The 20,032-nt window shown below is 70.6% G+C and carries 17 protein-coding genes; 14 read left to right on the top strand and 3 right to left on the bottom strand.

The genetic code is table 11. The features are described from left to right. Positions 1 to 137 precede the first annotated feature (137 nt). Positions 138 to 1,307, top strand: a complete 1,170-nt coding sequence (locus tag OG718_RS18875) for a cysteine desulfurase family protein (protein ID WP_143640564.1) — start codon at positions 138 to 140, stop codon at positions 1,305 to 1,307. A 115-nt stretch (positions 1,308 to 1,422) separates the two neighbouring features. Here the strand turns inward: OG718_RS18875 and OG718_RS18870 are convergent, their stop codons facing one another. Continuing rightward, the gene (locus tag OG718_RS18870) at positions 1,423 to 2,127 is read right to left on the bottom strand and encodes an N-acetylmuramoyl-L-alanine amidase (RefSeq protein ID WP_328844653.1); all 705 of its coding nucleotides are present in this window, start codon (positions 2,125 to 2,127) and stop codon (positions 1,423 to 1,425) included. A 60-nt stretch (positions 2,128 to 2,187) separates the two neighbouring features. Here OG718_RS18870 and mnmA point away from each other — a divergent pair, with 60 nt between their 5' ends. Then, positions 2,188 to 3,312: a tRNA 2-thiouridine(34) synthase MnmA gene (gene mnmA, locus OG718_RS18865; protein WP_143640566.1), complete on the top strand. Its 1,125-nt coding sequence runs from the start codon at positions 2,188 to 2,190 to the stop codon at positions 3,310 to 3,312. Positions 3,313 to 3,373: 61 nt separating this feature from the next. Here mnmA and OG718_RS18860 read toward each other — a convergent pair whose 3' ends face one another. Both OG718_RS18860 and OG718_RS18855 read right to left on the bottom strand, forming a co-directional pair. Further along, the gene (locus OG718_RS18860) at positions 3,374 to 4,156 is read right to left on the bottom strand and encodes an alpha/beta fold hydrolase (RefSeq protein WP_328844652.1); all 783 of its coding nucleotides are present in this window, start codon (positions 4,154 to 4,156) and stop codon (positions 3,374 to 3,376) included. A 65-nt stretch (positions 4,157 to 4,221) separates the two neighbouring features. Beyond that, positions 4,222 to 4,545: a DUF427 domain-containing protein gene (locus OG718_RS18855; protein ID WP_143640568.1), complete on the bottom strand. Its 324-nt coding sequence runs from the start codon at positions 4,543 to 4,545 to the stop codon at positions 4,222 to 4,224. 164 nt (positions 4,546 to 4,709) lie between these two features. Between OG718_RS18855 and OG718_RS18850 the strand changes: the two genes are divergently transcribed. The 12 genes from OG718_RS18850 to OG718_RS18795 all read left to right on the top strand — a co-directional run bounded on the left by OG718_RS18850 (position 4,710) and on the right by OG718_RS18795 (position 19,962). Then, positions 4,710 to 5,522 (top strand): class I SAM-dependent DNA methyltransferase, encoded by an 813-nt coding sequence (locus OG718_RS18850; protein WP_186001301.1) that lies wholly within the window; start codon positions 4,710 to 4,712, stop codon positions 5,520 to 5,522. 47 nt (positions 5,523 to 5,569) lie between these two features. Further along, positions 5,570 to 6,109, top strand: coding sequence for a TIGR00730 family Rossman fold protein (locus OG718_RS18845; protein WP_143640569.1), 540 nt, complete (start codon positions 5,570 to 5,572; stop codon positions 6,107 to 6,109). Between the two features lie 64 nt (positions 6,110 to 6,173). Further along, positions 6,174 to 6,872, top strand: a complete 699-nt coding sequence (locus OG718_RS18840) for an SDR family oxidoreductase (protein WP_143640570.1) — start codon at positions 6,174 to 6,176, stop codon at positions 6,870 to 6,872. A gap of 137 nt (positions 6,873 to 7,009) precedes the next feature. Next, positions 7,010 to 8,029, top strand: coding sequence for a methionine synthase (locus OG718_RS18835; protein WP_186001302.1), 1,020 nt, complete (start codon positions 7,010 to 7,012; stop codon positions 8,027 to 8,029). Between the two features lie 15 nt (positions 8,030 to 8,044). Next, positions 8,045 to 10,252, top strand: a complete 2,208-nt coding sequence (ligA, locus tag OG718_RS18830; RefSeq protein ID WP_328844651.1) for an NAD-dependent DNA ligase LigA — start codon at positions 8,045 to 8,047, stop codon at positions 10,250 to 10,252. A gap of 260 nt (positions 10,253 to 10,512) precedes the next feature. After that, positions 10,513 to 12,816: a putative bifunctional diguanylate cyclase/phosphodiesterase gene (locus OG718_RS18825; RefSeq protein ID WP_143640572.1), complete on the top strand. Its 2,304-nt coding sequence runs from the start codon at positions 10,513 to 10,515 to the stop codon at positions 12,814 to 12,816. A 281-nt stretch (positions 12,817 to 13,097) separates the two neighbouring features. After that, positions 13,098 to 13,394: an Asp-tRNA(Asn)/Glu-tRNA(Gln) amidotransferase subunit GatC gene (gatC, locus tag OG718_RS18820; protein ID WP_015036350.1), complete on the top strand. Its 297-nt coding sequence runs from the start codon at positions 13,098 to 13,100 to the stop codon at positions 13,392 to 13,394. Between the two features lie 5 nt (positions 13,395 to 13,399). Next, the gene (gatA, locus tag OG718_RS18815; RefSeq protein ID WP_328844649.1) at positions 13,400 to 14,905 is read left to right on the top strand and encodes an Asp-tRNA(Asn)/Glu-tRNA(Gln) amidotransferase subunit GatA; all 1,506 of its coding nucleotides are present in this window, start codon (positions 13,400 to 13,402) and stop codon (positions 14,903 to 14,905) included. Next, positions 14,902 to 15,144 (top strand): hypothetical protein, encoded by a 243-nt coding sequence (locus OG718_RS18810; RefSeq protein WP_055614821.1) that lies wholly within the window; start codon positions 14,902 to 14,904, stop codon positions 15,142 to 15,144. The genes gatA and OG718_RS18810 overlap by 4 nt, the downstream gene beginning before the upstream one ends. Positions 15,145 to 15,160: 16 nt before the next feature. Next, entirely contained in the window at positions 15,161 to 16,672 is a 1,512-nt protein-coding gene (gene gatB, locus OG718_RS18805; protein ID WP_143640574.1) for an Asp-tRNA(Asn)/Glu-tRNA(Gln) amidotransferase subunit GatB, read from the top strand. Between the two features lie 490 nt (positions 16,673 to 17,162). After that, the gene (locus OG718_RS18800; RefSeq protein ID WP_328844648.1) at positions 17,163 to 19,418 is read left to right on the top strand and encodes an MMPL family transporter; all 2,256 of its coding nucleotides are present in this window, start codon (positions 17,163 to 17,165) and stop codon (positions 19,416 to 19,418) included. Next, positions 19,396 to 19,962 carry a GNAT family N-acetyltransferase gene (locus OG718_RS18795; protein ID WP_143640576.1) on the top strand — a complete coding sequence of 189 codons (567 nt, stop codon included), beginning with the start codon at positions 19,396 to 19,398 and terminating at the stop codon, positions 19,960 to 19,962. The genes OG718_RS18800 and OG718_RS18795 overlap by 23 nt, the downstream gene beginning before the upstream one ends. Positions 19,963 to 20,032: the final 70 nt, after the last annotated feature.

Below are 20,032 nucleotides of genomic sequence, written 5' to 3'. Positions count from 1 at the left end.
CACAGCCCTTGGCTCCGGGTGCCTGGTCAAAAGGGGCTGAGCAAGAGCACCGGTAGGGGCACCCGGCACCGGGCCCCGTGCAAACAACCCCCGCCCGACCAGCCCATCACATAGCGGGCCCTAGAATCGGGCCTACCATGGCATACCTCGACCACGCCGCGACCACCCCGATGCTCCCGGAGGCGGTCGAGGCAATGACCGCGCAGTTCTCCGTCACCGGCAACGCATCCTCCCTGCACGCAGCCGGCCGCCGCGCCCGCCGCACGGTCGAGGAAGGCCGCGAAACCCTCGCGGACGCCCTGGGCGCCCGCCCGAGCGAGGTGGTCTTCACCTCCGGCGGCACCGAGGCCGACAACCTCGCGGTGAAGGGCCTGTACTGGTCCCGCCGCGACGCCGACCCGGCCCGCACCCGGGTCCTCGCGAGCCCCGTGGAGCACCACGCCGTCCTCGACGCGGTCCACTGGCTCGGCGAGCACGAGGGCGCCACGGTCGAGTACCTCCCCGTCGACCGGTACGGCCGCGTCCACCCCGAGGCCCTCCGCGAGGCCATCGCGCGCAGCCCCGAAGACGTCGCCCTCGCGACCGTCATGTGGGCGAACAACGAGATCGGCACGGTCATGCCGGTCCGTGAACTGGCAGACGTGGCAGGGGAGTTCGACATCCCGCTGCATGCCGACGCCGTCCAGGCCTTCGGTCAGGTCCCCGTCGACTTCGGCGCCTCGGGCCTCGCCGCGATGACCGTCTCGGGCCACAAGATCGGCGGCCCGTACGGCATCGGGGCGCTGCTCCTGGGCCGTGAGTACAGCCCCGTACCGGTCCTGCACGGCGGGGGCCAGGAGCGGCACGTACGCTCCGGCACCCTGGACGTGCCCGCCGTCGCCGCGTTCGCCGTGGCGGGCCGGACCGCCGCCGAGCAGCGCGAGTGGTTCGTCCGCGAGATCGGCGGGCTGCGCGACGACCTGGTCGACGCCGTCCTTCAGGCAGTGCCGGACGCGATCCTCGGCGGCGACCCGGCGAGCGGGGGCCGCCTGCCGGCCAACGCCCACTTCACGTTCCCCGGCTGCGAGGGGGACTCGCTGCTCCTGCTGCTCGACGCGCAGGGCATCGAGTGCTCCACGGGCTCCGCGTGCACGGCGGGTGTGGCCCAGCCGAGCCACGTCCTCCTCGCCACGGGCACCGACCCCGACCTGGCCCGCGGCACCCTCCGCTTCTCCCTCGGCCACACCTCGACGGAGACGGACGTCGAGGCGGTCGCGAAGGCGATCGGGCCGGCGGTGGAGAGGGCCCGGACGGCGGGGCTGAGCTAGACGCTCCGCCGGTTCGCTTCGCTGGACGCGGAGGCGGGGCTGCGGTTGTTTGTGGGCTGCGGGTCGTTCGTGGCTGAGCGCGCAGTTCCCCGCGCCCCTGACGGGGCGCGCCCGTCTACGCGCCGCGCGTGGACGGCTCCGCCGACGGGGAGGCCGACCGCTCGGCTGCCTCGCGCACCAGGGGTATGTATCTCTTCCAGTCCCAGTGCGGTCCCGGGTCCGTGTGGTCCGTGCCCGGTACCTCGACATGGCCGATGATGTGCTTCCGGTCGACCGGGATGTCGTACCGGGCGCAGATGCGGGCCGTCAGCCGGGCCGAGGCCTCGTACATCGCGTCAGTGAAGTCCTTCGGGCGGTCCACGAAGCCCTCGTGCTCGATGCCGACGCTCCGCTCGTTGAAATCACGGTTGCCCGCGTGGAAGGCCACGTCCAGCTCGCGGATCATCTGCGTGACACGGCCGTCCTGGCGGACGATGTAGTGCGTGGCGGCGCCGTGCGCGGGATTCTGGAAGACCTTCACCGCGCTCGCGTAAGTGCCCTGTGTGACATGGATGATCACGCGGTCTATGCCGAAGTCGTCGGGCCGGTCGGCCATCCGCCAGTTCGACGAGGACGCCGCCACCCAGCGCGCGCCCCGGTAGTCGACCTCGCCCTCCTCGCGCGGCTTCTCCACGCTCGGCAACCGCCACCACATACGTCTGAGATCGTCCTGGGCCAGCACGGCCGTGCCCACGGCGGCCACGGCCCCGCCGATGAGCAGCGCACGGCGCCCGATGTGCCGGTCCGTGTCCTTCGCCGTATCCCCACCCTGATCGTGCATGTCTAGTCGAACGGATACTCGTGGGCTCCGGTTCCCACGGACCCGTACCCTGGAAGGGTTATGACTGAGACCTCGCAGCGCCCCCTTCGCGTACTGGCCGCCATGTCCGGTGGTGTGGACTCCGCCGTCGCCGCCGCCCGTGCCGCGGAAGCAGGGCATGACGTGACCGGAGTCCACCTCGCCCTCTCGGCGAACCCGCAATCGTTCCGCACGGGCGCGCGTGGCTGTTGCACCATCGAGGACTCGCGCGACGCCCGCCGCGCCGCGGACGTCATCGGCATCCCGTTCTACGTGTGGGACCTCGCCGAGCGCTTCCGCGAGGACGTGGTCGAGGACTTCGTCGCCGAGTACGAGGCCGGCCGCACCCCGAACCCCTGCCTGCGCTGCAACGAGAAGATCAAGTTCGCGGCCCTGCTCGACAAGGCCCTCGCCCTCGGCTTCGACGCGGTCTGCACGGGCCACTACGCCAAGGTGATCGTGAACGACGACGGCACGCGCGAGCTGCACCGCGCCTCGGACATGGCCAAGGACCAGTCGTACGTCCTCGGTGTGCTGGACGACCGTCAGCTCGCGCACGCGCTCTTCCCGCTCGGTGACACGCTCACCACGAAGGACGAGATCCGCGCGGAGGCCGAGCACCGTGGCCTCGCCGTCGCCAAGAAGCCGGACTCGCACGACATCTGCTTCATCGCCGACGGCGACACCCAGGGCTTCCTCGCGAACCGCCTGGGCAAGGCGGAGGGCGACATCGTCGACGAGACCGGCACGGTCCTCGGCAGCCACGAGGGCGCGTTCGGCTTCACGATCGGCCAGCGCAAGGGCCTGCGCATCGGCACGCCGGCCCCCGACGGCAAGCCGCGGTACGTCCTCGACATCTCGCCCGTGGACAACACCGTGACGGTCGGCCCGGCGGCCGCCCTGGACGTCTCCGCCCTGACGGCCATCAAGCCCCGCTGGTGCGGCGCCGCTCCGGCCGGCCCGGGCACGTACACGGCTCAGCTCCGCGCCCACGGCGGCGAGACGACGGTCACCGCCGAACTCGTCGACGACGAGCTCCAGGTGCGCTTCACCGAGCCCGTCCGCGGCGTCGCCCCCGGCCAGGCGATCGTCCTCTACGACGACACCCGCGTGGTGGGCTCGGCGACGATCGCGACGACGACACGCGCGGCGACCGCACTGGCCTGAGACGGCCCCGCACCGGCCGCACGGCGGCATGGCTGAAGACCGATATACGGCGGTTGTACGGCTACCCGGCGAAGAACTCCGCCAGCGCCGGAGCCAGGACCCCCGGATCCACCACGTGGGTCTGCCCCTCCAGCACGCGGTACGTCCCGTCCGGCGCCGCCTCCGCGGTGGCCCGGGCGGAGTCGCGCATCCACTCGGGGCTCGCGCCGCCCGCCAGGGCCAGCACGGGCACGGGGACGGCGGCGAGGCGCTTGCGGGGCACCAGCCCGTCACCCATCACGGCGTTGTCGTACGCGAGGGTCGGGGCGACCGCCTCCAGGGCCGGCCACACGGCGGAGTGCCGCATGCCCCTGATGACCTCGGGGGGCGCCCCGGTCAGGGCGATGAACAGCTCCACCGCGTCCCCGCGCCTGCCCTGCGCCAGTAGCTGGGCGAGGCGCTCGGTGTACTCCGCGCGCTGTTCTTCGCCCCCTTCGTAGACGGCGAACGGCGGTTCGTAGACGGCCACCTTGCCGACCGGCAGCCTGCTCGCCGCCGCCTCCAGGACCAGCGCGGCGCCCGACGACATGCCGTACAGGGCCGCGCTGCCGTCGCCCGTGGCCTCGATGAGAGCCGCGATGTCCTCGACTTCCCGGGCCACGTCGAAGGGCTGCGTGTCACCGCTCTCGCCGCGGCCCCTCCGGTCGTACACGACCGCGCTGAACCGGTCCGACAGGAGCGAGGCCAGGGGCGCGTCGGAAGCGCCCGTGGCCATGGCCCCGGTCACGAAGATGACCGCCGGGCCCTCACCACTGACTTCGTACGCGATGGGCGTGCCGTCGCGCGAGATCGTCTTCTTCTCCATGCCTGTGAGGACTGCCGGACGGCCCGGAACTCATCGGTGGGATACAGATCTGTTCAGAGGCGGGGTCAGACGACTTCTACTTCGTAGAAGCACAGGTGGTCCTTGATCTCGGCGACCTCCGGCTTCGGGTCGGGGTATGTCCAGACAAGGTCGGGGGCGTCCGGCAGCGACCAGTAGGACGCGTCTCCCTTGAAGGGGCAGTGGGTGCGGGTCTCCGACGGGGTCAGCAGATCGAGGCGTACGTCCTCCGCGGGAAGGTAGTAGCGCACGGGCAGGCCCGTCTCGCGCAGCAGCAGCGGGCGTGTGCTCTCCGCGAGCACCTGTCCCGCGCGCACGACACGGACGTGCTCGGTGCCCTGCTCGACGGTGATGCGGTGGCCCTGGGTCACGGCTTTCGGCCTCCTCGGGTAGCGGTCTCGCCCTGTACAGCGCAGGCTGCTGTCGTGTTCTTCCCCGGCTTTCCGGCCACTTTTCTCGCTTTCTGCTGTCCTGTTCCGTTCGTTGATTCCATTCCGTCCGTTCCTTCCTTGGTTTCTCTCCGGCGGAGGTCCTCATGGGAGCCACGCGCCTGACCCGCAACCGCAAGACCCTCGCCCACCAGGTGCGATACGCCCTGCGGTATCCCGAGAGGGTCCCCGCGCACGCGCGCAGGGCCACGCGTGACGCCTGGCTGCGGCTGCGGTACGGCCACGACCACATCGCGTACTACCGGGCCGTGATGGCGTCGGACACCGCACGCGGCGCCGAGTCGGCGGTGGGGCACAACCCGTCACGCGACCGGTGGACGCAGATCGGCCGGATGCAGTTCGACTACCTGGTGCGGCACGGGCTGAAGCCGGAGCACCGGATGCTGGAGATCGGCTGCGGCAACCTGCGCGCCGGGCGGCTGTTCATCGACCACCTGGAGAGCGGCCACTACTACGGGATCGACATCTCGCCGGACATCCTCATCGCGGCCCAGGACACCCTCGTACGGGAGGGTCTGCAGGACCGGCTGCCGCATCTGACGCTCACCGACGACCTGACGTTCGCGTTCCTGCCTGACGCGCACTTCGACGTGGTGCACGCGCACAGCGTGTTCTCGCACTCGCCGCCGCACGTCATCGAGGAGTGCTTCGCGAACGTTGGCCGGATCCTCGCGCCAGGCGGCTTCTTCGACTTCACCTTCGACCGGACCGAGGGCAGGGAACACCAGGTCCTGCACGAGGACTTCTACTACCGCACGGAGACCCTCGTCGGCCTTGCCGCGACCCACGGCCTGTCGGCCCGCTTCATGGACGACTGGGAGGCACTGCCGCACCGTCAGTCGCGGATGCGGGTGACGGCGCTGCCGGATCCGGCCCGTGGTTCCGGACCGGCCCCCTGATCGAGGATCCGGCTCGTGATGTCAGAGCCGGGCCGTAGCGTGGAGCCATGAATATCTGCGTCTTCCTCTCGGCCGCCGACCTCGACGAGCGCTACACCCGCCCCGCCCGCGAGTTCGCCGAGCTGCTCGGCAAGGGCGGGCACACGCTGGTGTGGGGCGGTTCGGACGTCGGGCTCATGAAGGTGGTCGCCGACGGTGTGCAGGAGGCCGGAGGGCGCCTGCTGGGCGTCTCCGTGGAGTTCCTGGCGGCCAAGGCGCGCGCGGGCGCCGACGAGATGGTCGTCGCGGGCGACCTCGCCGAGCGCAAGGCGCTGCTCCTGAAGAAGGCCGACGCCGTCGTGATCATGGTCGGCGGCACGGGCACGCTCGACGAGGCGACGGAGATCCTGGAGCTGAAGAAGCACGGGCACACCGACATGCCGGTCGTCCTGCTCAACACCGCGGGCTTCTACGACGGCCTGAAGGAGCAGTTCCGCCGCATGGAGGACGAGGGCTTCCTGCCGCTGCCCCTCACGGAGCTCGTGTTCTTCGCCGAGGAGCCCGTCGGGGCGCTGGCCTACCTGGAGGAGAGCCAGGGCACGCAGTGAGCCGAGGGGTGCCTGGGCAGAGCGGCTGCAGGGCCCGGCGGGGGAGGAGTACGGGCGTGCGAGCATGGCGGGCATGCCTACTCATCTGATCACCGGGGCCGGTTCCGGCATCGGCGCGGCCGTCGCCCGCCGCCTGCACGCGCGCGGGGACGAACTCGTCCTGCACGCGCGCGACGCGGGCCGCGCGAAGGAGCTGGTCGCCGAGTTCCCCGGGGCCCGGACCCTCGTCGGCGACCTCGCGGACCCGGACCGGCTCTCCTGGGCGTTCTCGCACCAGACGCTGCCCGACCGGATCGACTCGCTGATGCACATCGCGGGTGTCGTCGACCTCGGCCCGGTCGGCGAGCTGACCCCCAAGACGTGGCGTCACCAGCTCGACGTGAACCTGATCGCGCCCGCCGAGCTGACCCGTCACTTCCTGCCCCAACTCCGCGTCACCCAGGGCCATGTGATCTTCGTCAACTCCGGGGCCGGCCTCAGTGCCTCCGCCGGCTGGTCCGCGTACGCCGCCTCCAAGCACGGTCTGAAGGCCCTCGCCGACTCCCTGCGCAACGAGGAGCACGCGAACGGCGTCCGCGTCACGACCGTCTATCCCGGCCGCACCGCGAGCCCCATGCAGGCCAAGGTCCACCAGCAGGAGGGCAAGGAGTACGACGCCTCGAAGTGGATCGACCCCGAGTCCGTCGCGACGAGCATCCTCATGGCCCTCGACCTGCCCCGGGACGCGGAGATCAACGACCTGACGGTACGCCCCGGCCGCTGACCGGGATCCCGACCGGGACCGGAGCCCGGACGCTGATCCGAACCGGGCACGGACACAGCACCCGAACCCGGACCCGCATCCGTCCCCGGACACGGACTGTGGCGTCCCGTCCTGCGGGCATTCCGTAGGCTGCCCGGGTGAGCGAAAACAGCGAGTTCAGGCCCGGCCCCGCGACCGGTGTCGGGTCGATGCCGGGAGGGGACGCCCGGGAGGCCGCCAAGACCGTGGCCGGGACCTTCGAGGGCCCCGAGACGGGCATGCCGTTCCTGGCGGAACTGCCCGCGCGCGGCCCCGGTGCCGACATGATCGGGCGGACCGCCGGGATGCTCGCCGAGCTGTACGCGCGCGTGGAGCCCAGCGGCTGGCGGATCGGGGACCGGCCGGGGCGGGACACCAAGCGGGCCAGGTCCTGGCTCGGCGAAGACCTCGACGCCCTGGAGGAGTTCACCCAGGGCTACCAGGGACCGCTGAAGGTCCAGGCGGTGGGCCCCTGGACGCTCGCCGCCGCGCTGGAGCTGCGCAACGGCGAGGTGGCGCTCTCCGACCCCGGCGCCTGCCGGGACCTCGCCGGATCGCTCGCCGAGGGACTGCGCGAACACCTCGCCGAGGTCCGCCGTCGCGTGCCCGGCGCCGACGTCGTCCTGCAGCTCGACGAACCGTCCCTCTTCGCCGTACTGAGCGGCCGGGTGAGGTCCGCGAGCGGCTACCGCACCCACCGGGCCGTCGACCGGCAGCTCGTCGAGGCCACATTGCGGGACGTCGTCGAAGTACAGGCCGGCGGCCCGGTCGTCGTGCACTCGTGCGCCCCCGACGTCCCGTTCGCGCTGCTGCGCAGAGCCGGAGCGACCGCCGTCTCCTTCGACTTCGCTCTCCTCACCGAGCGTGACGAGGACACGATCGGGGAAGCAGTGGAAGGGGGGACCAAGCTCTTCGCCGGTGTCGTCCCGGGGACGGATGCCCCATTGTCAGACCCTGCCGGTAGCGTCATGGGTGTCAGGACGCTGTGGCGCAGGCTGGGGCTGAATCCGGGGCTTCTCACGGACGCGGTCACACTCACCCCGTCGTGCGGACTCGCGGGCGCTTCCCCCGAGTACGCACGCCGGGCACTGGCCCACTGCGCCCGGGCGGCGAGATCCCTCGCGGACAACCCAGAGTAACGGGAGGACGACACGGTGGCCGGCGACAAGGACGCACAGATGGCCTCGGCTGCGGGGCCCGTGCCCGCCGAGGCTCGGGAGAAGCACGCGCAGCTCGCTGAGCAGATCGAGGAGCACCGCTTCCGGTACTACGTGAAGGACGCGCCGGTCGTCAGCGACGCCGACTTCGACAGACTCCTGCGCGCCCTTGAGGGGTTGGAGGACGAGTATCCCGAGCTGCGCACCCCCGACTCCCCGACCCAGAAGGTCGCGGGGGCGTACGAGACGGAGTTCACGGCCGTCCAGCACCGCTCGCGCATGCTCTCCCTCGACAACGCCTTCGACGACGAGGAGCTGGCCGGCTGGGCGGACCGCGTCGCCAAGGAGGTCGGCACCTCCGACCACCACTTCCTGTGCGAGCTGAAGGTCGACGGCCTCGCGGTCAACCTCACGTACGAGCACGGCCGTCTCACCCGCGCGGCGACCCGCGGCGACGGCCGCACCGGCGAGGACATCACGCCCAACGTCCGTACGATCACGGAGATCCCCGACCGCCTCCACGGCGACCGCATCCCGGACCTCGTGGAGATCCGCGGCGAGGTCTACTTCCCGATGGAGAAGTTCGAGGAGCTCAACGCCCGTCTGGTGGAGGCGGGTGACAAGCCCTTCGCCAACCCGCGCAACGCGGCGGCGGGTTCACTCCGCCAGAAGGACCCCCGCATCACGGCGACCAGGCCGCTGCACATGGTCGTCCACGGCATCGGCGCCCTTGAGGGCTTCGACGGCATGAGCCGCCTCTCACAGGCGTATGAACTGCTGCACGCATGGGGCCTGCCGACGACCCGCTACGGCAAGGTGGTCGACGACCTCGACGGCGTGAGGGAGTTCATCGCCTACTACGGAGAGAACCGCCACTCCGTGGAGCACGAGATCGACGGCGTGGTCGTCAAGCTCGACGAGATCCCCCTCCAGGGCCGCCTCGGCTCGACCTCCCGCGCGCCGCGCTGGGCGATCGCCTGGAAGTACGCGCCGGAGGAGGTCAACACCAAGCTGGTCAACATCCGCGTGGGCGTGGGCCGCACGGGCCGCGTCACTCCGTACGCGCAGGTGGAGCCCGTCACGGTGGCCGGCTCCGAGGTCGAGTTCGCCACGCTGCACAACCAGGACGTGGTGAAGGCCAAGGGCGTCCTCATCGGCGACACCGTGGTGCTCCGCAAGGCCGGTGACGTCATCCCGGAGATCCTCGGCCCGGTCGTCGACCTGCGGGACGGCAGCGAGCGGGAGTTCGTGATGCCCGCCGAGTGCCCCGAGTGCGGCACACCGCTGGCGCCCGCCAAGGAGGGCGACATCGACCTCCGCTGCCCGAACGGCCAGACCTGCCCCGCCCAGTTGCGCGAGCGCCTCTTCTACCTCGGCGGCCGCAAGTCCCTGGACATCGAGAACTTCGGTTACGTCGCCGCTGCCGCGCTCACCAAGCCCCTGGAGCCGGCCGAGCCGCCCCTGAGGGACGAGGGCGACCTCTTCGACCTCACCATCGAGCAGTTGCTGCCCATCAAGGCGTACGTCCTCGACCAGGACAGCGGACTGCCCAAGCGGGACCCGAAGACCGGCGAGGAGAAGATCGCCACGGTCTTCGCCAACCAGGAGGGCGCTCCGAAGAAGAACGCGCTCGCGATGCTGGACTTCATCGCGGCCGCCAAAGAGCGTCCGCTGGCCCGGATCATCACCGGCCTGTCCATCCGGCACGTGGGACCGGTCGCGGCCGAGGCCCTGGCCCGCGAGTTCCGCTCGATCGAGCGCATCCAGCAGGCCACGGAGGAGGAGCTGGCCGCCGTGGAGGGCGTCGGGCCCACCATCGCCGCCTCCCTGAAGCAATGGTTCATGGTGGACTGGCACCAGGAGATCCTCCGCAAGTGGAAGGCCGCGGGCGTCCGCATGGAGGAGGAGGGCTCCGGCGAGGACGAGGGACCCCGCCCGCTCGAAGGGCTCACGGTCGTCGTCACCGGCACCCTGGAACATCACACCCGCGACGGAGCGAAAGAGGCACTCCAGAGCCGGGGAGCAAAAGTGACCGGTTCAGTTTCGAAGAAGACAGCTTTTGTTGTCGTGGGTGACAATCCTGGATCGAAGTACGACAAGGCAATGCAGCTCAAAGTGCCGGTTCTGAACGAGGAGGGCTTCGCCGTCCTGCTCGAACAAGGACCGGAGGCAGCGGCCGAAGTCGCGCTTCCGATCGAGGAGTAGCGGTTGAAGACCACCCGTTCGGCGCATACCAGATGCATACGGGTGGCCGGGTCGCATTCGGGCAACCGTCGACGACCGCTGCCCGTGGAAGCCTTCTGCGGCCTACTGTTGAGGTGTGCGCCTGCCGTGCCCAGCTGCGGTTGGGGCATCCCCTGCTCTTCAGGAGCTCTGGGGAAGGGTTATCAGACGCGGTGCCGTTGAGGGTTAGTCGGGCATCGGGCCGCGTGGCGTGGGCACCGCCGGCTGTGAGAGGGACGGGAATGGAACCGACCGAGAGCGCCGCCCCGGACTCACGGCTGCGCCCGCGCTGGGTGACCGGCGTGCGGCGATGGGGGCACCCCTTGCTGGAGCGAAGCCGGGAGTTCGGAGCGGGCCTCAGGGTCGCACGGCCGACAGGGCGACCGGGCGGCCAGGTGCGCGCCGCCGGACAGTACAGCGCGGCGGCCGGGCACGGCCCGGGCCGCCTCACCTCCGTCCCCGGATCCCCGTCCCACATGCCGGGCCACGAGTCCGAGAAGCAGATGTCCTGGCCCGCGCTGCCCACGGCGGTCATCACGTCGGCCGCGTTCGTCCTGGGCGCCGGCTTCTACCGGGCGTTCACCGGGAACCACGCGCTCTTTCCGTCCGGTTCCACCGGCTGGGCGCTCGCGGTCCTGGTCGGCATCATCGTCGGCCACCTGGTCGCGCTCGGCCGTTCCCGCTGGTGGGGCGGCACGGGCTCCGGCGCGGCGCTCACCCTCGCCGTGCTGCTGCTGTACGGCTGGGTGCCCGCCGGGATGGTCAGCCTCACCGTCGTCGTCCTCGTCGGCATAGCCCGTCGTCATCGCTGGCGGCAGGGCGTGCTGCACGGCGCGGTGGACATCCTCGGCATCGGTGCCGGGGCGCTGGTGCTCGCGGTGTTCGGCCGGGTGCCGTCCGTCGAGACGCCCTGGAAACCGGAGACTTGGACTGTTTACACGGCACCTTCGGTGGTGTTGGTGGCCGGGGCGTATCTCGTGGTCTCCCGCGCGCTGCTCTGGTACCTCCACGCGCCGCGTACGGCCGGACTGCCGACCGTGGCCCGTACGGCCCTGGTCAGACAGGGGTTGGTCGCCGTCGCGCTGCTCGGCATCGCCCCGCTGATCTGCGTCGTCGCGATCGCGCTCCCTGTGCTGCTGCCGCTCTTCTCGGTTCCCCTCATCGCTCTCGACTCCACGCTCTGGATAGCGCGGGCGCGGGCCGAGGAGCAACTGCGTGACCCCCTCACCGGACTGCCCAACCGGCAGTGGCTGCTCGAACGGACCTGGCGGGCGCTGGACGACGCCGAACGAATCGGGGCCCGTTCCGCTCTGATGCTGATCGATCTCGATCGCTTCAGGGCCGTGAATGACACGCTCGGTCACCTCGCCGGAGACCGGCTGCTGCTGCAGATAGCGGACCGGCTGCGGGTGGCGCTGCCGCGCGGGGCGGAGGCCGCGCGGCTCGGCGGGGACGAGTTCGCCGTGTTACTGCCCATCGTCGACTCGACGACGTCCGCGTCGCGGGTCGCCCGCAATCTCGTGGCCGCGCTCGGGTCACCGCTCGACCTCGACGGGCTGACGCTCGTCCTGGAGGCCAGCGCCGGGCTCGCGGTCTTCCCCGATCACGCGCTGGACGCGGAGGGGCTGCTGCGGCGGGCGGACGTCGCGATGTACCAGGCGAAGCGCGACCGCACGGGCGTGGAGGTGTACGAGTCCAAGCGGGACTCCAACACCCCCGACCGGCTCGGACTGCTGGGGGACCTGCGGCGGGCGCTCGACGCGGGAGACGTCGAGCTGCACTACCAGCCGAAGGTCCGCTTCGACGGACAGGTGGCGGGTCTCGAGGCGCTCGTACGGTGGGTGCATCCCGAGCGCGGGAAGGTGCCGCCGGACGAGTTCATAGCCATCGCCGAGTCGTCCGGGCTGATGCCGCATCTGACGGAGTACGTGCTGGAGACGGCGCTCGCCCAGGTGGCGAGCTGGCGGGCCCGGGGGCTGCGGGTGCCGGTCGCCGTCAACGTGTCGCCGCGGGACGTGCACACGCCCGGGTTCGCCGGTTCGGTCGCCGCGCGGCTCGCCCGGCACGGGGTTCCCGCGGGGTCGCTTCAGCTGGAGATAACGGAACACGTGCTGCTCGAAGACCCGCAGCGCGCCGCGGACACCCTGGCGGGGCTGACCGGGCACGGCGTGAAGATGTCGCTCGACGACTTCGGGACCGGGTACTCGTCGCTGGTGCATCTGCGGCGGCTGCCCGTGAGCGAGCTGAAGATCGACCGGTCCTTCGTGGCCCGGCTCGCCGTGGACACCGAGGACGCCGAGATCGTCCGGTGCACCATCGATCTCGCCCATTCGCTCGGGCTGGTGGTCGTCGCCGAGGGGGTCGAGGACGACGAGACGTGGGAGCGGCTCCGGGATCTCGGGTGCGACGCGGTCCAGGGGTGGCTCGTCGCCGCGGCGATGCCTCCGGAGGAGGCCACCGCGTGGCTGCTCGCCCGGGGGTCGCGGGGGTGGCAGCGGCCCAAGGCTGCGTTGCCCGCGGCGTTGCCTGCGGCGGCTGAGGAGTAGTTCTTCGGGTGCGGGTCGGTGGGTTGTCGCTTTCCCGCCCGCACCGCCCGTTACTGGTACCTGAGACGGTGAAGGTTTCCCGTGGGGCGTCCTCGCCGTCGGCGGCCGTCCGGCCGTCCTGCGGCGGTCCAGGCCGTCCTGCGGCGCGTGAGACCCGTACGGCCCATACCGCCCGCATGCGTCCCCCAACGACCCGTGCCCGGGAAACCGATGTACGGGGATCCCCGTGCGACCCATAGGATTGGGCCAAACCACACTCACTCACCCCTGAGGATCGCTGCATGCCTGGCATCACGCGCGAGGAGGTCGCCCACCTCGCCCGGCTGGCGCGTCTGGAGCTGAAGGGCGAAGAGCTCGACCACTTCGCCGGCCAGCTCGACGACATCATCGGCGCGGTCGCCCGCGTCAGCGAGGTCGCCGACCAAGACGTACCGCCGACCTCCCACCCGCTGCCGCTGACGAACGTCATGCGCGCGGACGAGGTCCGTCCGTCGCTCACCCCCGAGCAGGCGCTCTCCGGCGCCCCGGCCCAGGAGCAGCAGCGTTTCAAGGTGCCGCAGATCCTGGGGGAGGACTAATCACCATGACGGACAGCAACGTCAACATCATCAAGCTCACCGCCGCGGAGATCGCCTCCAGCATCGCCGCCGGCGAACTCACCGCCGTCGAGGTCACCGAGGCGCACCTCGAGCGCATCGAGGCCGTCGACGAGAAGGTGCACGCCTTCCTGCACGTCGACCGGGACGGAGCGCTCGCCCAGGCCCGTGCCGTCGACGAGAAGCGGGCGAAGGGCGAGAAGCTCGGCCCGCTCGCCGGCGTCCCGCTCGCGCTCAAGGACATCTTCACCACCGAGGGCATCCCGACCACCGTCGGCTCGAAGATCCTCGAAGGCTGGATCCCGCCGTACGACGCCACGCTCACCAAGCGGCTCAAGGCCGCCGACGTCGTCATTCTCGGCAAGACCAACATGGACGAGTTCGCCATGGGGTCCAGCACCGAGAACAGCGCGTACGGGCCCACCGGCAACCCCTGGGACCTGACGAGGATCCCCGGCGGCTCCGGCGGCGGTTCGTCCGCCGCGCTCGCCTCCTACCAGGCGCCCCTCGCCATCGGCACGGACACCGGCGGCTCCATCCGCCAGCCCGCCTCCGTCACCGGCACGGTCGGCGTGAAGCCGACGTACGGCGCCGTCTCGCGGTACGGCATGGTCGCGTTCTCGTCCTCCCTCGACCAGGGCGGGCCCTGCGCCCGTACGGTCCTCGACGCCGCGCTCCTGCACGAGGTCATCGCCGGGCACGACCCTCTCGACTCCACCTCCATCGACGCGCCCGTCCCGGCCGTCGTCGAGGCCGCCCGCAACGGCAGCGTCGAAGGCATGCGCGTCGGTGTCGTCAAGCAGTTCCGCGGCGAGGGCTACCAGGCCGGTGTCGTGCAGCGCTTCGACGAGTCCGTCTCGCTCCTCAAGGAGCTGGGCGCCGAGATCGTCGAGCTGGACTGCCCGTCCTTCGACCTCGCCCTTTCGGCGTACTACCTGATCGCCCCGTCCGAGTGTTCGAGCAACCTCGCCCGCTTCGACGGCCTGCGCTACGGCCTGCGCACCGGCGACGACGGCACGCACTCCGCCGAGGAGGTCACCGCCCTCACCCGTGAGGCGGGCTTCGGCGACGAGGTCAAGCGCCGCATCATGCTCGGCACGTACGCGCTCAGCTCCGGCTACTACGACGCGTACTACGGCAGCGCCCAGAAGGTCCGTACACTCATCACGCGCGACTTCGAGAAGGCGTTCGAGCAGGTGGACGTGATCGTGTCGCCCACGACGCCGACCACCGCCTTCCCGATCGGCGAGCGCGCCGACGACCCGATGGCGATGTACCTCGCGGACCTGTGCACCATCCCGACGAACCTCGCGGGCAACGCCGCGATGTCGCTGCCCTGCGGTCTCGCGCCGGAGGACAACCTGCCCGTGGGCCTGCAGATCATCGCCCCCGCGATGCAGGACGACCGCCTCTACAAGGTCGGTGCCGCTGTCGAGGCAGCGTTCGTGGAACGCTGGGGGCACCCGCTGATCGAGGAGGCTCCGTCGTTGTGAGTGCTACGGCCAACAAGGCAAAGAACTTCAAGAAGTCGAAGAAGGGGCTGTACCTGTCGCTCGGCAGTACGGCGTTCGGCGCGATCAGCGTCGCCAAGCAGGCCAAGCTGGCCCGCAGCGACGGGGACACCCTGAGGCTCATCGACGCCGCCGTTTCCGCCGCCGCCATCGTCACCGGCCTTGCGATCATCTACCGGGAGCTCAAGCGCCTCGGTGACGACGACGTCCTGCTGGGCTGAGAGGGAATGTTTCACCGTGACTGTCACGACTGACCTGGTGTCGTACGAGGACGCGCTGGCGTCGTACGACCCCGTCATGGGCCTCGAAGTCCATGTCGAACTCGGCACCAAGACCAAGATGTTCTGCGGCTGCTCCACCGAGCTGGGCGCCGAGCCCAACTCGCAGGCCTGCCCGACCTGCCTCGGCATGCCCGGCGCGCTGCCGGTCGTCAACGCGGTCGGTGTCGAGTCCGCGATCAAGATCGGTCTCGCGCTGCACTGCGAGATCGCCGAGTGGTGCCGCTTCGCCCGGAAGAACTACTTCTATCCGGACATGCCGAAGAACTTCCAGACCTCCCAGTACGACGAGCCGATCGCCTTCAACGGCTATCTGGACGTCCAGCTGGAGGACGGCGAGGTCTTCCGCGTGGAGATCGAGCGCGCCCACATGGAGGAGGACACCGGCAAGTCGCTGCACGTCGGCGGCGCGACCGGCCGTATCCACGGCGCCTCGCACTCGCTGCTCGACTACAACCGCGCCGGCATCCCCCTCATCGAGATCGTCACCAAGCCGATCGAGGGCGCCGGCGAGCGCGCTCCCGAGGTCGCCAAGGCGTACGTCGCCGAGCTGCGCGAGCTCATCAAGGCGCTCGGTGTCTCGGAAGCCCGCATGGAGCAGGGCCAGATGCGCTGCGACGTGAACCTGTCGCTGCGCCCGCACGGCCGCGAGAAGTTCGGCACCCGGAGCGAGACCAAGAACGTCAACTCGCTGCGGTCCGTCGAGCGCGCCGCCCGCTTCGAGATCCAGCGGCACGCCGCGGTTCTCGACGGCGGCGGAACGATCATCCAGGAGACCCGCCACTTCCACGAGGACACGGGCTCCACGACCTCGGGCCGGGTGAAGGAGGAGGCGGAGGACTACCGCTACTTCCCCGAGCCGGACCTCGTGCCGGTCGCACCGTCCCGCGAGTGGGTCGAGGAGCTGCGCGCGGGTCTGCCCGAGCAGCCGCTGGCCCGGCGCAACCGGCTGCGCGAGGAGTGGGGCATCACCGCCCACGACATGCAGTCGATCCTCAACGCCGGTGCCATCGACTCCATCGTCGCCACCATCGCGGCGGGCGCCGACGCGGCCTCCGCCCGTAAGTGGTGGATGGGTGAACTGGCGCGTACGGCCAACGAGTCGGGTGTGTCCCTGGACGCGCTGGCCATCACACCCGAGCAGGTCGCCCGGGTGACCGCCCTGGTCAACGAGGGCTCCCTCAACGACAAGCTGGCCCGCCAGGTCATCGAGGGCGTCCTCAAGGGCGAGGGCACCCCGGACGAGGTCGTCGAGAAGCGCGGTCTGAAGGTCGTCTCTGACGAGGGCGCCCTGACGACGGCCGTCGAGGAGGCCATCGCCGGCAACGCGGCCATCGCGGACAAGATCCGCGGGGGCAAGGTCGCCGCCGTCGGCGCCCTTGTGGGAGCGGTCATGAAGGCCACGCGTGGGCAGGCCGACGCGGCCCGCGTCAAGGAGCTCATCCTGGAGAAGCTGGGGGTCGAGGGCTGAGCCCTCGGTCTTTGCCTTGCGGAGGGGGCGTGCGCCTGAGTTTCAGGTGCGCGCCCCCTCGGCGTTCGTCCTGGGGGCTGCGCCCTCAGACCCCGTCAATCGGTTCACCGCGGGAGTGTGTCCTGTGCGGGCCGTTCGTGACTGGGCGCGCAGTTCCCCGCGCCCCTGAAGGGGCGCCTGCTGAGCGGGCGAGCTGAACGCCGCCGCGGTCTCATGCGTACAAGTCTCCGAGGCCGCTCACTCCTACCGCGTGTAGGTCCGTCGGGGGGTACATCGGGACCGATGTACCCCCCCGACGGTGTGCCTGCGGACGCCGTGTGGGGCGACAGAGTTCATTGGATTGTCGTGTGAACTGCCTCGCACTCTTGTGAGTAAACCCACGAATGCGGCCAACGATCACTTTCGGCTGCAAGAGTGATAACGAATTGGTCATGCGTTCTTTGCGGGCAGTTCCCGATAAAGATCCACAAAACACCCAGGGAGCTCGTCCGTGGCAGCTCTAGCACGTTGGTGTGTCCAGCACCGCCTCGTCGCCGTACTGCTCTGGCTCCTTGCCTTCGGCGGGATCACCGCCGCCGCTGCCGTCACCGGAACCGCGTACTCGAACGACTACGAGGCGCCGGGCACCGAATCGGGCCGCGCCAGCCAGCTCCTCCAGGACGGTTTCCCCGGCCTCGGCGGCGACAGCGACACCGTTGTCTGGCACACCACCGCCGGCACGGTCCGTGCCGCGGACGTCGAGCAGACCATGAGCCACACCCTCGACAAGATCGCCGACCTCCCCGGAGTGGCCGCCGTCGCCAGCCCGTACAAGGGCCACGGCGCGGACCAGATCAGCGGCGACGGACGTACGGCCTACGCCACCGTGACCTTCGACGACCCGGCCGAGGACATCGACCAGGGCGAGGCCACGGCCGTCGTCGACACCGCGAAGGCAGCCGGGACGGACGGACTCCAGGTGGAGCTGGGCGGGCAGGCCGTCGCCCTCACCGAGTCGTCGGGCGGCCACATCGCCGAGGTCGTCGGCGTGATCGTCGCCGCCGTGGTCCTCTTCCTCGCCTTCGGCTCCCTCGCCGCCTCACTGCTGCCCATCGCCACGGCCCTGGTCAGCGTGGGCACGGCGTACGCGGGGATCGCGCTCCTCGGACACGCGATGACCGTCGCCGACTTCGCGCCGATGCTCGGCATGCTGATCGGACTCGGCGTAGGCATCGACTACGCGCTGTTCATAGTGACCAGGCACCGGCGCGGCCTGAAACGCGGACTCTCCGTCGAGGATGCCGCGCGGAACGCGGTGGCCACCACCGGGCGCGCGGTCGTCTTCGCGGGCGCCACCGTCTGTATCGCCCTGCTCGGCATGCTCATACTGCGGCTGGGCTTCCTCAACGGCGTCGCGATCGCCGCGTCCCTCACCGTGGTCCTCACCGTCGCGGCCTCCGTGACCCTGCTGCCCGCGCTCCTCTCCTTCATCGGCATGCGCGCCCTCAGCCGCCGTGAGCGCCGCCGCCTGGACGAGCACGGCCCCCAGCCGGAGATCCCCACCGGGCTCGCCGCCCGCTGGTCCGCCTTCGTCGAGAAGCACCCCAAGATCCTCGGCGGCGTGGCCCTGGCCGTCATGGCCCTGCTCGCGCTCCCGACCTTCTCCCTGCACCTGGGCACCTCCGACCAGGGCAACAATCCGGAGACGGCCACCACGCGACAGGCGTACGACCTGCTCGCGGAAGGCTTCGGACCCGGTCTGAACGGGCCGCTGACCCTCGTCACACACGTCGGCGGGGCCCAGGACCGGGTCGCCCTCGACAACCTCGACGCCACGCTCAGGGCGACCGAGGGTGTTCGGACGGCGACCCCGGTGACGTACAACAACGCCGGTGACACCGCCTACCTCAGCGTCGTACCGACGTCCTCGCCGCAGTCCGAGCGGACCAGCGATCTCGTCGACCGGCTGCGCGACGACGTGCTGCCGCGGGCCGAGGCCGGGACCACGCTCGACCTGCAGGTCGGCGGCATGACCGCCGGGTACGACGACTTCGCCGATGTCATCGTCGGCAAACTGCCCCTCTTCGTGGGCGTCGTCATCGGCCTCGGCTGTGTCCTGCTGCTGCTCGCCTTCCGCTCCATCGGCATCCCGCTGAAGGCCGCCGCGATGAACATCGCGGCCGTCGCCTCCTCCTTCGGAGTCGTCGTCGCGATCTTCCAGTGGGGCTGGGGCAGCGAACTGCTGGGCCTCGGCCGCGCAGGCCCGATCGAACCCTTCCTGCCCGTGATCATGGTCTCCGTACTCTTCGGGCTCTCCATGGACTACCAGGTGTTCCTGGTCAGCAGGATGTACGAGGAGTGGCTGGAGACCGGCGACAACCGGCGGGCCGTCCGCGTGGGTCTCGCCGAGACCGGCCGGGTGATCAACTCCGCCGCAGTGATCATGATCTCGGTCTTCCTGGCCTTCGTGCTCAGCGGCGACCGCGTCATCGCGATGTTCGGCATAGCGCTCGCCTCGGCCGTCGCCCTCGACGCCTTCGTGCTGCGTACGCTCCTGGTGCCGGCCCTGATGCACATGCTGGGCGGCGCCAACTGGTGGCTGCCCCGCTGGCTCGACCGGCGCCTGCCGCGCATCAGCATCGAGCCGCCGGAAATCCGTACCCTCGACGCCGAGGGCCGTGCGAGGATCCCGGGAGCGCGCGAGGACGCGCTCGTGGAGGTTCTCGTGAAGGAGCAGCAGCAGGATGTACGCGATATCCCTGGGTGACGACGGCGCCGAACTGCGGCCCCTGGAGCCGTGGCACGCGGAGGAGTTCCTGGCGCATCTCGACCGGGGACGCGAGTTCATCGGGCAGCACATTCCGTTCGGGACCAAGGCCGTCGACGTCGACTCCGCGAGGGAACTCCTCCAGGCGTACGCCGACAAGCGCGCCACCGACTCCGGCAGCCTGCACGGGCTGTGGCTGGAGGGGAAGCTGGTCGGCGGTGTGCTGTTCCTGCACTTCGACGCCGAGCGGGGCACCTGCGAGGTCGGCTGCTGGCTGGAGCCGGCCGGCGTGGGACGCGGCCTTGTCACGCGTGGCATGCGGATCCTCATCGACTGGGCGGTCGAGGAGCGGGGCATCCACCGCGTGGAGTGGCAGGCGTCGGCCGCCAACGAACCGAGCATCAACGTGGCGCGGCGGCTGGGCATGAACCGCGACGGGGTGCTCAGGGAGAGCTTCCCGTACCGGGGCGTACGCCAGAACCTGGAAGTGTGGTCGGTGCTCGCGCCCGAGTGGCGTGCCGCACGCGCGCGTGCCTGGAAGTGACGTCCGTACCGGTGGCCTCCCGGCAGTGATGTCGGCGGTCGGGACGTTGGCGTACGGGCGCCGAGTAAGG

The organism is Streptomyces sp. NBC_00258 (genome assembly GCF_036182465.1).
GTDB lineage: Bacteria > Actinomycetota > Actinomycetes > Streptomycetales > Streptomycetaceae > Streptomyces.
This window is presented reverse-complemented; position numbering and strand designations above follow the sequence as displayed.

Bases quoted from the DNA above. Each gene is read 5' to 3' on its own strand.
- OG718_RS18875 (WP_143640564.1), top strand. From the start codon at position 138: ATGGCATACCTCGACCACGCCGCGACCACCCCGATGCTCCCGGAGGCG.
- OG718_RS18870 (WP_328844653.1), bottom strand. From the start codon at position 2,127: ATGCACGATCAGGGTGGGGATACGGCGAAGGACACGGACCGGCACATC.
- mnmA (WP_143640566.1), top strand. From the start codon at position 2,188: ATGACTGAGACCTCGCAGCGCCCCCTTCGCGTACTGGCCGCCATGTCC.
- OG718_RS18860 (WP_328844652.1), bottom strand. From the start codon at position 4,156: ATGGAGAAGAAGACGATCTCGCGCGACGGCACGCCCATCGCGTACGAA.
- OG718_RS18850 (WP_186001301.1), top strand. From the start codon at position 4,710: ATGGGAGCCACGCGCCTGACCCGCAACCGCAAGACCCTCGCCCACCAG.
- OG718_RS18845 (WP_143640569.1), top strand. From the start codon at position 5,570: ATGAATATCTGCGTCTTCCTCTCGGCCGCCGACCTCGACGAGCGCTAC.
- OG718_RS18840 (WP_143640570.1), top strand. From the start codon at position 6,174: ATGGCGGGCATGCCTACTCATCTGATCACCGGGGCCGGTTCCGGCATC.
- OG718_RS18825 (WP_143640572.1), top strand. From the start codon at position 10,513: ATGGAACCGACCGAGAGCGCCGCCCCGGACTCACGGCTGCGCCCGCGC.
- gatC (WP_015036350.1), top strand. From the start codon at position 13,098: ATGCCTGGCATCACGCGCGAGGAGGTCGCCCACCTCGCCCGGCTGGCG.
- gatA (WP_328844649.1), top strand. From the start codon at position 13,400: ATGACGGACAGCAACGTCAACATCATCAAGCTCACCGCCGCGGAGATC.
- OG718_RS18795 (WP_143640576.1), top strand. From the start codon at position 19,396: ATGTACGCGATATCCCTGGGTGACGACGGCGCCGAACTGCGGCCCCTG.